We start from the raw sequence: 14324 nt of genomic DNA, 5'->3' as shown, positions 1-14324 counted from the left end.
GCATGCAGGCCTCGCTGGAACAGCATCAGGGTAACACTGCAAGCCGGCACTCCGGGAGTGGAAAGCTGGCGGACAATGTCGTCCATTTCTCACGGGTGCTGAGGAGAGCAGGGCTCAAGACCGGGCCGGGTGATGCCGCCGATGCGATCAATGCCATCGAGGCGATCGGCCTGGGCTGTCGGGATGAATTCCACGCTGCATTATCTGCAGTATTCGTCCGACGGCGCGAGGATCAGCCGGTCTTCGACGAGGCCTTCGAACTCTTCTGGCGCTCGCGCGATCTGGTCGGGAAGATGATCGCGCTCATGTCGCCGAAGGCTGCCGACAATCGTGAAAAGGGCAAGCCGAAGCCCGGTAACAGCCGAGTTGCCGATGCGCTGACCAAGTCTCCGGCGAGTTCGCAGGCGAAAAAGGAGATGCCCGAGCTTGATGTCGATGCGCGGCTCACCGCTTCTAGTCGTGAAATGCTGAAGCGGATGGACTTCGCCCAGATGTCGGCTGCCGAGCTTGCCATGGCGCGCCGGGAAATCGCCCGCCTCGTGACGCCGTTCGGCGAGTACCCGACACGGCGGTTCGAGCCCGCGGCCTCGGCCAGCCGGATCGACCCGCGGGCAACCATGCGGTATGCGATGCGCAGCGGCGGAGGCCTCATCCTCCCACGCTACCGCCGACGCAGGAAGTTGCCTCCACCCCTGGTCGTCCTTGCCGACATATCGGGTTCCATGAGTCAGTACACGAGGGTCTTCCTGCACTTTCTCCATGCTCTCTCGGAGCGGCGACAGCGGGTACATATCTTCCTCTTCGGCACTAGGCTCACGAACGTGACGCGGTATCTGCGCAGGCGCGATCCGGACGAGGCTGTCAGTGCTTGCGCGGATGCGGTTCCCGACTGGTCGGGAGGCACACGCATCGGGGCGACTCTGGGGGAATTCAACCGGCTCTGGTCGCGGCGCGTGCTCGGCCAGGGAGCCGTGGTCCTGCTCATCACCGACGGTCTGGAACGGGAGGGCGTAAAGGAACTGGAACGGGAGGCGGATCGCCTGCATCGGTCATGTCGCCGGCTGGTCTGGCTTAATCCGCTGCTCCGCTTCGACGGGTTCGAAGCACGGGCGCGAGGGGTGAGGGCGATCCTGCCTCATGTCGACGAGTTGCGCCCTGTCCATAACCTCCAATCGGTCGCCGATCTTGCGCAGGCGCTGAGTGGGGATATTTCCAGAAGCGGCGATCCGCGCCGTTTCCTGACTTCAGGAGCTACAGCATGAGCGACCTTCAACCGCTTGATCCACTCGTCACGGCCGAACGATGGCATGCGGAAGGTCGTTCGGTTGCCGTCGCCACGGTCATCCAGACCTGGGGCTCCGCACCACGTCCCGTCGGAAGCCACCTAGTCGTCGACGGTGAAGGCAACTTCGAAGGCTCCGTTTCCGGCGGATGCGTGGAGGGCGCAGTCATCGGCGAGGCGCAGGAGGTCATCGCTACGGGCCATTCGAAGATGCTGGAATTCGGTGTCGCCGACGAGACGGCTTGGCGCGTTGGTCTCTCCTGCGGCGGGACGATCCGGATCCATGTCGAAAGGCTCGGCTGATGCGGATCGAATCGCTTCATGCTCTGAATGTCGCACGACGGGGTCGGGAGGCAGCGATCCTCGTGACCGACCTCGATGGCCAGGGTGAGCAGGTCATGCTGGAGGGGCAGCCGGTAGCCGGGTCATTGGGAGAGGCGGTCTCGGCTGCCTTTCGCAGTGGCGGAAGCAGCATTGTGGACGTTGCAGGGCGGGAACTCTTTCTGAATGTCTACCTGCCGCCGCCGCGGATAGTCGTCATCGGGGCGGTACATATCAGCCAAGCCCTGTCCCGTATCGCTCCGGTGGCCGGTTACGATGTGACGATCATCGATCCACGTACGGCATTCGCAACGGATGAGCGTTTCGCCGGAGCCGATCTCGTCGCGGAGTGGCCGGAGGACGTTCTGGCGACGCGGCCGCTCGATGCCTATACCGCCGTTGCGGCGGTGACGCATGATCCAAAGATCGACGATTTTCCGCTCGCGGAGGCGTTGAAGCACAAGTGTTTCTACGTTGGCGCGCTCGGGAGCCGCAAGACCCACGCCCAGCGGGTAGATCGCCTACGGCGACAGGGGCTGACCGAGGAACAGATTGGAAGGATTGCTGCGCCGATCGGAATCGATATCGGCGCGGCAAACCCCTCCGAGATAGCCGTGGCCATCCTGGCGCAGATCGTCCAGGCCTTCCGCCAGCGCAACCTCGTCCCCGGAGCCTAGCGTGCAGTTCGGACCGGTTCCCACAGAAAGTGCCGAAGGATGCATCCTCGCCCACAGCCTCCAGCTGGCGGGTGGGCGGATACCCAAGGGAACGATCCTGACGCCCGATCATATCGAGGCCATAGAGAAGGGCGGCATCGAGAACGTCACGGTGTGTCGCCTCGAGCCGGGCGATGTGCTTGAAGACGATGCCGCGAGCGCAGTCGCGCAAGCGCTTGACACCCCCCATACACGTCAGTCTGAAGCCACGACAGGGCGTGTGAACATCTATTCGACAGAGAACGGCCTCTTTATTGCCGATCGCACCACCGTCGATTCGCTCAACCGGATAGATCCCGGCATCACGCTTGCCACGATCGCCGACCATTCTGCGGTCACGGCGGGCGCCATGGTGGCGACGGTGAAGATCATCCCGCTCGCCGTCGCGTCTTCCAAGGTCGAGGCCGCCGCTCAGTTGGTCCGGGGATCAACCGCCTTCTCGTTCAGGCCTTACCGTCCGCACCGGGTAGTGTTGATCGCCACGGCTCTCCCGACGCTGAAACCGTCCGTCATGGATCGTACGGCCCGTCTTCTAGCGCAACGACTGGAACCTTCGGGAAGCAGTGTTCACCGGGAGGAACGCGTCGCCCATGATACCGGGGAAGTCGCTGCGGCGCTTGTGGATGTGACGGCGTCGGGTGAAGAACAGCCGGACCTCATCGTGATCTTCGGAGCGTCCGCCGTGGCGGATCCGGACGATGTCATTCCCGCCGCCATTCGTGCATCAGGTGGGAGAGTAGAGCAGGTGGGAATGCCGGTGGATCCCGGCAACCTCCTGGTCCTCGGTGCTATCGGGGACATCCCGGTCATAGGAGCTCCCGGTTGCGCCCGGTCGCCGAAGGAAAACGGGTTCGATTGGATACTGAACCGTATCCTGGCCGGAGAAAGACCAAGGTCCTTCGACATCACCGGCATGGGGGTAGGGGGACTGCTGATGGAGATACCTGAACGGCCGAGGCCGCGCGATGCGGTGCAGGCGACGGAAGGCGAGGCGGTGACCGTTGGGGCATTGCTGTTGGCGGCTGGACAGGCGCGGCGCATGGGCGAGGGTGGACCGCACAAGCTGCTGGCGTCCTTCGGGGGCGTGCCGCTGGTGCGACGAAGTGCCGAAACGCTGCTCGCAGCCGGGCTAAGGCCGGTCGTCGCGGTGACCGGTCACCGGCACGAGAAAATCGAGGCGACGCTTGCAGGCGTGGACGTGAAGACCGTCTTCAATCCGGACTATGCATCTGGCATGGCGAGTTCACTGGTGACGGGCTTGTCGTCCCATGGTGTCAGCAGTTGCGAAGGCGTCCTCGTCATGCTGGCAGATATGCCGGCAGTTTCGGTGACGCATATTTCACGGATGGTCGAAGCCTTTCGAAACGCCGGAGGACAGGCTGTCGTCCGCGCCGTCCATGACGGCAAGCGAGGCAATCCGATCATCCTTCCGCACGCGACCTTCGAGGCCGTGCGGAAGCTCCAGGGGGATGTCGGCGCCCGTTCGATCGTGGAGAACTGCGGCCTTCCCACCATCGATATCGAGATTGGCCGCGCGGCGCATATCGACGTCGATACTCCGGAAGCCGTCGTCGCAGCAGGAGGCATCCTCGGGGACTGAAACAATGAATAATGATGCTATCGAGGAAATGTTCGAGCCTCTGGGGCCCGTCACTGTCAGGCGCATGTTCGGTGGCAAGGGCATCTATCATCAGGGTATGATTATCGCGCTCGAATTGTCCGACGGCGAACTGCTCCTCAAGGCGGATGCCACGAGTGCCGCGGAATTCCGCGCTGCCGGCGCTCGGCAGTGGACATATGAAAGCAAGAAGGGAAAAGCGGCCGCCATGCCCTACTGGACCATTCCCGACGAAGCTCTCGATGACCCAGATATTCTACAAAAGTGGCTGCGTCTGGCTTACGAGGCGGCGTTGCGGGCCCAAAGCCCGACCTAGTTCAGGCGCGCGATCTAAGCGCCGCAAAGGCTTCCGAGGCGAAGACAGAGAGGGGGAATGGTGGCTCGTCCGGATCGAACCATCCAATCTCGGAGAGCTTGTCCGGCTCCGTCAGGCTTGCTTCGCCCGAGAAGTCACGCGTCACGTAGATCAGCGAGACCCAGTGCTGGCGATCCGCCTCGATGATCTGTTCAGTGATGCAAAGCGATTCGACGCTGCCGATCTGCAGACCGGTTTCCTCTTCGGCCTCCCGGCGCGCGGCCACCGCAGCAGGCTCCATGGGCTCCACCTTGCCGCCAACGATGTTCCAGTGGCCCGCTTCAGGCGCACGTAGCCTGCGGCAGAGCAAAACCTTGCCTTCACCATTGAGGATCACGAGGCCAGTACCAACCCCCGGAAAATCAATGCCGGGTCTTGCGGATGCCACGATGATTCAGGCCTTGCCGGCGTTGGCGACGATCAGCATGAAGGCGGGGATATCGTCACCGAAGCCGATAGGTGTCGGACCGTCGTCATGGTCGCGGCGATGGCGAGAGCGGCGATCACGGCTGTCGTCATTGGCAGGGTTGGGACGGCTTGCCCGAGCTGTCGGCTGCGACCTTCTCTCGTTCCGGCGCTCTGGTCCGTTCTGCTCCTGGCTCGCTTCCACTGCAACCTCTTCAGCTGTTTCTATCTCTGCGGCCTGCTCCGGCTTCGGCGCCGACTCGCTGCGCTTGCCACGTCCGCGATCCTTGTCGCGACTGCGGTCCTTTGCCTGACCGCGGCCCTTGCGACCACGGTCGCTGTCATGGCTTTCCATCGGCGCGGGCAGTTCCGAAAGGTCGCCGCGCAACCATTCGATCGTCTTGTCGATCAGTTTCTCGATCGCATCGAGATACTTGGCATCCGATCGTGTCACCAGCGTGAAGGCTTTGCCGGATCGGCCCGCCCGGCCGGTGCGACCGATGCGATGCACATAATCTTCGGCATGGATCGGCACATCGAAGTTGAACACGTGGCCAACGTCCGGAAGGTCAAGTCCTCGCGCTGCGACGTCAGAGGCAACCAGCAACTGTATTTCGCCGTCGCGGAAGCTCTGCAGCATGGTGGTGCGCGAACGCTGATCCATGTCCCCGTGCAGGGCGCCGACGGAGAATCCGTGACGCTCGAGCGAGCGGAACAGGTCAGCCACGTCCTTCTTGCGGTTGCAGAAGATGATGGCGTTCTTCAGGTCTTCCTGTTCCTTGATGAGATCGCGCAAGGTCGCGCGCTTCTCATAGTCCTTGTTGTGGGCGGCGACGAGGCGCTGAGTCACGGTGGTTGCTGTCGAAGATGGCAGCGAAACCTCGACACGTTCCGGATTCTGCAGGAAGCGGTCGGCAAGCTTCTGGATCTCCGGCGGCATGGTAGCTGAGAAGAACAGGGTCTGGCGCGTGAACGGGATCATCTTGGCGATCCGTTCAATATCCGGGATGAAGCCCATGTCGAGCATACGGTCAGCTTCGTCGATGACGAGAATTTCCACTCCGGTCATCAGCAGTTTGCCGCGTTCGCAGTGGTCGAGCAGCCGGCCAGGCGTGCAAATCAGCACGTCCGCGCCCCGTTCGAGCTTGCGGTTCTGCTCCTCAAAGGAGACGCCGCCGATCAGCAGGGCTACGTTGAGCTTGTGGTTCTTGCCGTACTTCTCGAAGTTCTCCGCGACCTGGGCCGCGAGTTCGCGGGTCGGCTCCAGGATGAGCGTGCGCGGCATGCGGGCGCGGGCGCGGCCCTTCTCCAGAAGGGTCAGCATGGGCAGGACGAACGACGCCGTCTTTCCCGTTCCAGTTTGAGCTATGCCGCAGATATCCCGGCGTTGAAGCGCGTGCGGAATTGCACCCAACTGAATTGGCGTCGGCGTGGTATAGCCGGCGTCGGTGACGGCGGAGAGGACTTTCTGGCTCAGGCCAAGATCAGCAAATGTAGTCAAAGGGAAATCTGTTTCCGTTCCGGTTCTTCATAGAACACACTGGTCGGCGCACAGCGCGTGCCCAACATCTGGCGGCGAAATAAGGGTAAATGACCGGAAAGTCAAGGAAACACGGGAGGTTTGCTGCAAGCGTGGTGAATGCGCGTGCTTAAGATGCAGCGAAGGCCGAAACTGAAATCCTGTCAGTTAAGATAGCTGGTCAACTTCATGCCGGCGTTTAGAAAGTGCACGGGGTCTACGGCCTGACCGTGTCGCCGAACCTCGTAGTGAACGTGTGGCCCGGTCGATCGGCCGGTCGTTCCGGCACGGCCGATCACGTCTCCCGCGGAAACCCGGTCGCCCTTCTTGACGAGCAGCTTGGAAAGATGGCCGAAGCGCGTGGTGATACCGTGGCCGTGGTCGATCTCGACCAGATTTCCGTAACCGCCCGAATATTCGGCTGCGATCACTGTGCCGGCACCGGTGCTGACGACCTTTGCGCCGGTCGACGCCTGAAAATCGATGCCTGCATGAAAGGCGAGGCGTCCGAGGAACGGGTCTATGCGATTGCCGTAGCGACTGGTGATCGACTTTCCGGGGGCCGGATTGCCGTAGGGCAGGGTGAGGGCTGTGCCGCGAAGGGTCTCCAGCCGGTTCAGGGCAGCGTCGAGTTCCTCGACCGAAGTCTCGAATGCATCGCTAAGGGGCTCCGGTTCGATGAAGGGCCCGCCCAATCCCGTGTCGTCATCGTTCACAAGGGCATCCACGTCGATGCCGGTCCGCTTCATGATTCTGGCGATTTGGGATGCAGTTTCAGATGCGTCGACGGTCAGCGCCTCTATGCTGGCCAACTGGTTCTGTTCGAGGAGCTGCAGCGACTGCGACATGTCGGCGAACACCCGATCCGCCTGTTCCGAACGCCCTTCGCGCAAGGGTGCATAGGCAAGCGTGGGAACATTGTCGGGGAGAGTAGTCTCGTCTTTCCCGAGAAGTGCGAGGATCGCGTCACTTGCTTCTGTAAGCGATGCTTCGCGCTCATCTTCGGCACGTTTGACGGAGACCGGCGGCGCCGTAAGTCCGACTTCCGCGGCCCGATCGTATAGATCGCCGAGCTTTCCGTGCCGGAAGAATAGCGCGTTCTGCTGCTCCAGGAGCTTCTCCACCTTCTGATCGATCAGCTGCTGGTCCATCATTTGCCGGGAGGTGACCCGGTCGAGCTGTGCCCTGAGGACGGATATGCGATCCTCGTAATCGCGTTGCATGCGATTCTGTCGTGCCAGCGTCGCGTTGATGAGGTCGTCCCGGAGGACGAGGTATCCGGTTGCCGCAAGGTAGCCGAGCGTGAAAACTGCAAGAAAGATTGCGGCAGCCGCCGTCATCCAGGGGCGAATGGTCACGTGGCGGACTTTTTCGCCACTGGCAAGGATCAAGACGTGCTCGACCCTCTCGCGACCAAATGCTTTTTTGTTTGCGGAAACTACCAAGACGCTGCCCCACCATCCGACCCAAGGTCATCCGATGGCGGGATTACACCCGATTAAGGTTAATGGACCGTTGATTACGGACATTGAAGAGAGGTGCCGGCTCAGTCGCCTCTGAGCGCCTTGAGCACCTCCTCCGCATGACCCGCGACCTTTACCTTCGGCCAGACGGCGCGGATGCGGCCGTCACCCCCTATGAGGAAGGTGGCGCGCTCAACGCCCATATAGCTGCGTCCATACATGCTTTTCTGCACCCAGACGCCATAGGCCTCTGATGTCCGACTTTCCTCGTCGGAAGCGAGGATGACGCGCAGACCATGTTTGGCCACGAACTTGTCGTGCCTCGCGACCGAATCGGGTGAAACACCGATGATGGACGTATTCAACGCCTCGAATTCGGGGAGCATGGCGGTGAAGGCAACCGCCTCCGCCGTGCAACCGGTAGTGTCGTCCTTCGGATAGAAGTACAGGACGACGTTCCGCCCCCGAAGGTCGCGAAGGGAGATCGTGCCGCCGCCGTCACGCGGCAAGGTGAAATCAGGGGCATGGTCGCCGATACTCGGCTTCGTCATGATCGTCCTTTCTTTCGCCAGCATTTTGAATCATCAGGCGCTCATTCGTGTATACTAGTTTGACCGGAAAACAGATCAGTCACCGGCAAGAAGGTGAGCATACTCTCTGATGTCGGAAATCCGGGGCGAAAAAGTCAGCTTCAACAAGAAGGACATAACGCCGCTCGATCATCTTCCATCCGCCCAGGCGGAGGATGCCATCATCGTCCACTGCCCGCCGCCCCGATCGCGGGTCCGCCGGATCGGCCGGACGCTGGTACTCTTGGCAATGCTCGTTCTGACGGCGATCGGCAGTTCTATCTTTGCCATCGAGGGTGGGGTCGTCGACGGTACGCTCTCGACCCGCGCAACAAACGCACTGAACGATGCGATAGGCCCTCGCTACGCGGCATCGGTCGGGTCAGCCGCGATTCGATTCGATTCCGACTTCCGCCTCGCGATCGAAGCGCGGGACGTGGATATCATCGAGCAGGCGACCGGCGTGCGCCTCACCAGAACTGCGGCGATGCGCATGGCCATCGATCCGTTGGCACTGCTGGCCGGTCGTGTTTCGATCAGGCACATGGAGGCCGATGGAATCCATGTGGACACGGGCGCATTGCCCTCGGGCGAGCCCATGGCGTTGTCGCAGGTGCGGGTCGACAAGCTGCCTGGCCTTTTGGAGCAGGCGTTCCAGAGACTGGACGAAGCTCGAGGGCTAATGGCGCGGACCGGAACCCAATCCATCAGGATATCTGGTGTCGAGGTTCTGCTGCCTGCGGGGCCGGGGCGCGATCCGCTGACCTTGCAGGTCGATGAACTGGATCTCGCATATTCCGAGCCCGGTGAGATCGCGGTGACGGGAGAGGTGCGCCTTGACGGGCAGCCCGCCGAACTGGTTGCGCGCGCTTCGGTCGTGGATGGAGTTACCTCCGCGCTCTCCGCGACACTGAGCGAGCTCGAGGTCACGCCCTTCCTGCTGAGACGAGCGGATAACGGCGCAGCTCGTGACGGCGTGCAAGGCACGGTCGACGTCGATCTCTCCGCAGTCAGGGCACGTGAATCCACACCTCCGGCGATCACCGCCACGGTGCGGAACTCGCCCGGGCTCTTCTATTTCGACGGAATAGAGCAGGAATTGTCCGGCGGCGCGATCAATGCTGCCTATGACTTCTCGAAGCATTCACTCGAACTGCTCCAGTCGGAAATTCGGTTCGGGCCAACAGTCCTTCCGTTCGTCGGTGCCGTCATCGACCTCGATCGACTTGTGCCGGGGGAAACTCGTCCCGGCTTCGGTATCAATCTGCTGGTCAGTGGTGGGCGGGCAGTTGCCGAAGGCTCCCCCGAAGAACCGACGACCTTCGATCTGCGCGCCGGGGGGCACTACCTTGCCGTGGAGCGGGAACTGCAATTCGACGACATGCTGGTATCGAGTCCCCAGGGGACCATGGCCGGGTCACTCAAGGTGCGCTTTGGAGATGAGTCGCCGGAGATCAGCTTCGGCGCAAGGTTGCCGAGCATGCAGGTCACGGGGGTGAAGCAGCTATGGCCTTTCTGGATGGCCCGCAAGGCGCGCGAATGGGCGACCCAGAACATGTTCGGCGGTACGGTCACGAATGGATCGCTGGCGGTGTTTATTCCTGCCGGAAGGATGAAAGGACCGGGTCATCCGCTGGAACTGGACGATGACGAATTGCAGATCAGCTTCGCCATCAACGACGCCCGAATGAACATGCCAGGCCAGATCCCGCCGCTCCGGGATGTTGAAGGTCGTTTCGACCTGCGTGGCGAGGTCATGAACGTCGACATTGCTTCCGCCGCCTCCTACTTTCCGTCAGGCAGGTCAGTCACCGTCCGCGACTCGCGCTTTGTGCTGCCTTCGACCTATGCAAAACCCTTGATGGGCGACCTGTCGCTTCAAGTTTCAGGGGCCGCCGATGCGATCGCCGAGCTTGCAGATTTCCAGCCGTTGAATGCGCTGAAGGAAACCGATTTCGCTCCGGAGGATTTCTCAGGATCTGCAAGTGCGAAAGTGACGGCTCGATTCGGGTTGATCTCTGAACACCAGCCACCTGAGCCGACATGGAACACTGAAATTCAACTGAACGACGTGAACGTTGCGCAGCCGTTCTCCGGGCGGTCGATCAGTGACGTATCGGGCGTCCTGCGGGTCGACCCCCAGGCGGCCCGCCTGGAGGCGAGGGTGACCATCGACGATGTCCCTGCGGAGATCGCACTGGTTGAGCCTGTCGGGACGCGATCGACGGTGGCCAGGGAGCGGGTGGTGAAGGCGACGCTCAACAACGCTCAGCGCGACGTGTTGACGCCGGGCCTCGAAGACATCGTCAACGGCTCGATGAAGGCCGAAGTGCGCCTTCTCGACAACGATCGACAGAGCCTCAAGCTTGACCTGACGAACGCCACCCTGTCTGTCCCCGGCATAGGCTGGAGCAAGGGAAGTGGCATCCCGGCACGGGCGACATTCGATGTCGTGAAGGACGGAGAAACGGACCGGATCGAGAACTTCGAACTGAGCGGGGAAGGGTTTGGTGCGCAAGGAAGCCTGACCCTGCAGGATGGCGCGCTACAGACGGCTCAGTTTTCCAGGATGCGACTGTCGCCGAGTGACGACTTCGCGGCCAGCGTGAAGCGACAACGTGGGGGTCTGCATGTGACGGTGACCGGTTCATCAGCCGACATGCGGCCCGTGCTTCGCCAGTTGCGCTCATCGGGCGAATCAGATGATGGCGCGGATATGGACGTCACGGTGGAGCTGAAGCTCGACCAGGCGATAGGCTTCAACGACGAGAGGCTCCGAAACGTATCGATGCTGTTTTCCGCCGCTGGCGGGACCGTCTCGGCAGCTGATCTCTCGGCGGTCACGAGCAGTGGCGAAGCGGTCGTCAGCCGTATGCAGCAAGGGAACACGATTTCGCTGACCAGTGGTGATGCGGGCGCCGTGGCGCGCTTTGCGGATCTCTATAACAGGATGCGAGGCGGTCTGCTGAACCTCACGCTGAGGGCGCAGGAAGGACGGATCTGGAGCGGCTCGATCGACATTCGCAACTTTGGCCTGGTGAACGAAGCCAAGCTTCAGTCCCTCGTCTCGACACCGGTCGGGAAGGACGGGCGCAGCCTCAATGCCGCAGTGAAGCGTGATATCGACATCAGTTCCGCCCGCTTCCAGCGTGGTTTCGCGAGGATCGTCTACCGCGACAGCGTGCTTGCGGTGGAAAACGGGATCGTCCGTGGCGAGCAGATCGGTGCCAGCTTCCAGGGCGTGGTACGTGACGCCGCAGGCAACACTGATCTGACCGGCACGTTCATGCCCGCCTACGGCCTGAACCGGCTTTTCGGTGAGCTGCCGATCATCGGCGCCATCCTCGGGAACGGGCGCGACCGCGGCCTGATCGGGATCACGTTCAAGCTGGAAGGGCCGTTCGCGGAGCCGCGCCTGACGATCAATCCACTGTCGATCATCGCACCAGGCATTTTCCGGCAGATCTTCGAATTCCAGTAGAGCAGAAGAAGACCCGGCGCGAGGGCCGGGTCCCTATCCAATGCTCCACCTCCTGCGGATCAGGCCGGGCGGACGAGGATGTGCTTCTTCTTGCCAAGCGAGAGCTTGATGATGCCCGCTTCTGTGACATCGGAGCTGCCGATCATCGTACGTTCGTCAGCAACCGGTCGGTCGTTGATCTTCACCGCGCCGCCCTGCACATGCCGGCGCGCTTCGCCGTTCGAAGCCGCCAGGCCGGCCCGTACCATCAGCGCAAGGAGGCCTGTGCTCGCTTCGATTTCGGCGGTGGGTATCTCCACAGTTGGGAGATTTTCGGCCAATGCGCCTTCCTCGAAGGTCTTGCGGGCGGTCTCGGCTGCCTCCTCGGCTGCCTGCCGACCATGCAGCATGGCGGTGATTTCTGTGGCGAGGATCTTCTTGACCTCGTTGATTTCCGTCCCGCCAAGCGCCGAAAGCCTGGCGATTTCGTCCATCGGCAGCGTCGTGTACAGCTTGAGGAACCGAGCGACATCGGCGTCCTCCGTATTGCGCCAGTACTGCCAGAAGTCGTAGGCGGACAGCATGTCGGGGTTCAGCCAGACCGCGCCGTTAATGGACTTGCCCATCTTCGCGCCCGAGGAGGTGGTCAGCAACGGCGAGGTCAGAGCGTAGAGCTGCGGCGTCCCCATGCGGTGACCGAGGTCGATGCCGTTGATGATGTTGCCCCACTGGTCCGATCCGCCCATCTGCAGCCGGCATTCGTAGCGCTTGTTCAACTCTACGAAGTCGTAGGCCTGGAGGATCATGTAGTTGAATTCGAGGAATGACAGCGACTGCTCTCGGTCCAGGCGCGTCTTCACGCTGTCGAAGGACAGCATGCGGTTCACGGAGAAATGGCGTCCGACATCGCGCAGGAATTCGAGGTAGTTCAGTTCGCGAAGCCATTCGGCATTGTTCACCATGAGGGCGCCGCCCTTGGGCCCCTTGTCATAGTCGAGGTAGTTGGAAAATACGCGCTTGATCGACGCGATATTGCTCTCGATCGTATCGATGGTCATCAGCTGGCGTGCTTCCTCCTTAAAGGAAGGGTCGCCGACCATGCCGGTGCCGCCACCCATAAGCGAGATGGGCTGATGACCTGTTGCCTGTAGCCAGTGCAGCATCATGATCTGGATGAGCCCGCCGGCATGCAGACTGGGAGCGGTCGGGTCGAAGCCGATATAGGCCGTCACGCTCTCCTTAGCGAGCAGGTCATCGAGGCCGCTTTCATCGGAAACCTGATGAATGAAGCCGCGCTCATGCATGGTGCGGAGGAAATCGGACTTGAAGCTGGACATGACGTTCTCTGAAAGGAATTCCGGATACGCGCGGGCCTCTACCACTGTTTTCGCGCATAATCACTCCAAAATTGATTCTGGATGCCATCAATGGACGGAATGAAAACAGCAATCGGCCTCATGAGCGGGACATCGATGGATGGCATCGATATTGCCCTCTTGCATACCGATGGCGGAAGCCGCGTAGAGCGTGGAGCCTTCCTCGGCATTCCCTACGAGAACGCATTCCGCCAGAGGCTCAAGCAGGCGCTGGAGGACGCGAGGGTGGTCCGTTCCCGGGACGACCGCCCCGGGTGTCTCTTGAGCGTTGAAGATGAGTTGACGCGTCGGCATGCTGAGGCAGTTGAAAAGTTCCTGCAGGTCAATGGAGTCTCGGCTTCCGAGATCGATGTCATTGGCTTCCATGGACAGACCGTGCTGCATCGGCCCGAGCAAGGGCTGACGATCCAGTTGGGTGACGGCCAGCGCCTGGCCGATCTGACCCGCATACCCGTTGTCTTCGACATGCGCGCAAACGACATGGCCCATGGCGGGCAGGGGGCTCCTCTGGTGCCTGCCTATCACGCCGCCCTTGCGGAAGGGCTTGAACTCCCGGAGCGGCCAGTCTGTTTTGTGAACATCGGCGGCATCTCCAATCTCACCTTCATCGGCACCGACGGCGAAATCGTCGCCTACGACAGCGGACCTGGAAACAGTCTGATCGACCAGTGGGTGGAAGCGAATGCGGGCGTCCCCTACGATCAGGGTGGGCTGATTGCCTCCGAGGGCCAGATCGACCATGGCCTAGCGGAGACTTATCTCTCCCAGCCATTCTTCACGGACAAGCGGCGCCGTTCCCTGGACCGAAACGACTTCCTACCGCCGGTCGGGCATCAGGTGGAGTTGGCTGACGGCGCAAGGACGCTCGCCTATGTGGCCGCGGCATCAATCATCCAGTCGTCCAAGCACCTGCCTGAGCCGCCCGGCTTGTATGTCGTCTGCGGGGGCGGACGCCTCAACGAGGTGCTCATGGCGGATCTTCGCGAACTCGCTGGCGAACGCGAGGCCCGCGTTGCCACCGCCGAAGAAGCAGGGCTGGACGGTGACGCGATGGAGGCGGAAGCCTGGGCCTATCTGGCTGTCCGGAGCATGAAGGGCTTCCCCTTGACCTTTCCTGGGACAACCGGGGTGCCAAGTCCCATGAAGGGCGGCTTGGTGGCATCGCCCTCAACGTGATGATGTTAATCTTTTGTCGTTACTGACAGTCGTATTTGCGATGGAAAAGCGCGCCCACTGCGCG

The 14324-nt window shown here is 61.7% G+C and carries 12 protein-coding genes; 7 read left to right on the top strand and 5 right to left on the bottom strand.

Annotated elements, in window-relative coordinates; genetic code table 11:
• Window positions 1-2: 2 nt before the first annotated feature.
• The 5 genes from NT26_RS08955 to NT26_RS08935 are packed head-to-tail and all read left to right on the top strand — an operon-like array spanning window position 3 to window position 4253.
• Window positions 3-1262, top strand: a complete 1260-nt coding sequence (locus tag NT26_RS08955) for a vWA domain-containing protein (RefSeq protein WP_052638454.1) — start codon at window positions 3-5, stop codon at window positions 1260-1262.
• Window positions 1259-1585 (top strand): XdhC family protein, encoded by a 327-nt coding sequence (locus NT26_RS08950; protein WP_052638453.1) that lies wholly within the window; start codon window positions 1259-1261, stop codon window positions 1583-1585. The genes NT26_RS08955 and NT26_RS08950 overlap by 4 nt, the downstream gene beginning before the upstream one ends.
• Complete coding sequence (locus NT26_RS08945; protein WP_052638452.1) at window positions 1585-2280, top strand: XdhC family protein; 696 nt, start codon at window positions 1585-1587, stop codon at window positions 2278-2280. The genes NT26_RS08950 and NT26_RS08945 overlap by 1 nt, the downstream gene beginning before the upstream one ends.
• A 1-nt stretch (window position 2281) precedes the next feature.
• Window positions 2282-3919: an NTP transferase domain-containing protein gene (locus NT26_RS08940; protein ID WP_052638451.1), complete on the top strand. Its 1638-nt coding sequence runs from the start codon at window positions 2282-2284 to the stop codon at window positions 3917-3919.
• Window positions 3920-3923: 4 nt separating this feature from the next.
• Complete coding sequence (locus tag NT26_RS08935; protein WP_052638450.1) at window positions 3924-4253, top strand: TfoX/Sxy family protein; 330 nt, start codon at window positions 3924-3926, stop codon at window positions 4251-4253.
• 1 nt (window position 4254) lies between these two features.
• Here NT26_RS08935 and NT26_RS08930 read toward each other — a convergent pair whose 3' ends face one another.
• From NT26_RS08930 to NT26_RS08915, 4 genes are all read right to left on the bottom strand, one after another.
• Window positions 4255-4683: an NUDIX domain-containing protein gene (locus NT26_RS08930; RefSeq protein ID WP_197570703.1), complete on the bottom strand. Its 429-nt coding sequence runs from the start codon at window positions 4681-4683 to the stop codon at window positions 4255-4257.
• Between the two features lie 3 nt (window positions 4684-4686).
• On the bottom strand, window positions 4687-6198 hold the full coding sequence (locus NT26_RS08925; protein ID WP_052638449.1) for a DEAD/DEAH box helicase: 1512 nt from the start codon (window positions 6196-6198) through the stop codon (window positions 4687-4689).
• 182 nt (window positions 6199-6380) lie between these two features.
• The gene (locus tag NT26_RS08920) at window positions 6381-7661 is read right to left on the bottom strand and encodes a M23 family metallopeptidase (protein WP_052638448.1); all 1281 of its coding nucleotides are present in this window, start codon (window positions 7659-7661) and stop codon (window positions 6381-6383) included.
• A 101-nt stretch (window positions 7662-7762) separates the two neighbouring features.
• Window positions 7763-8230 carry a peroxiredoxin gene (locus NT26_RS08915; RefSeq protein ID WP_052641988.1) on the bottom strand — a complete coding sequence of 156 codons (468 nt, stop codon included), beginning with the start codon at window positions 8228-8230 and terminating at the stop codon, window positions 7763-7765.
• Between the two features lie 109 nt (window positions 8231-8339).
• Here NT26_RS08915 and NT26_RS08910 point away from each other — a divergent pair, with 109 nt between their 5' ends.
• Window positions 8340-11729, top strand: a complete 3390-nt coding sequence (locus NT26_RS08910; RefSeq protein WP_052638447.1) for a YhdP family protein — start codon at window positions 8340-8342, stop codon at window positions 11727-11729.
• Between the two features lie 59 nt (window positions 11730-11788).
• Here NT26_RS08910 and tyrS read toward each other — a convergent pair whose 3' ends face one another.
• Window positions 11789-13045 (bottom strand): tyrosine--tRNA ligase, encoded by a 1257-nt coding sequence (gene tyrS, locus NT26_RS08905; protein WP_052638446.1) that lies wholly within the window; start codon window positions 13043-13045, stop codon window positions 11789-11791.
• Window positions 13046-13135: 90 nt separating this feature from the next.
• Here tyrS and NT26_RS08900 point away from each other — a divergent pair, with 90 nt between their 5' ends.
• A complete protein-coding gene (locus NT26_RS08900; RefSeq protein WP_052638445.1) occupies window positions 13136-14260 on the top strand; it encodes an anhydro-N-acetylmuramic acid kinase in 1125 nt (374 codons plus the stop codon).
• Window positions 14261-14324 lie beyond the last annotated feature (64 nt).

Origin of the sequence: Pseudorhizobium banfieldiae (assembly GCF_000967425.1) — a bacterium.
Classification (GTDB): domain Bacteria; phylum Pseudomonadota; class Alphaproteobacteria; order Rhizobiales; family Rhizobiaceae; genus Neorhizobium; species Neorhizobium banfieldiae.
The sequence above is the reverse complement of the archived record's forward strand: the minus strand, read 5'-3'. Positions and strand labels throughout refer to the sequence as shown.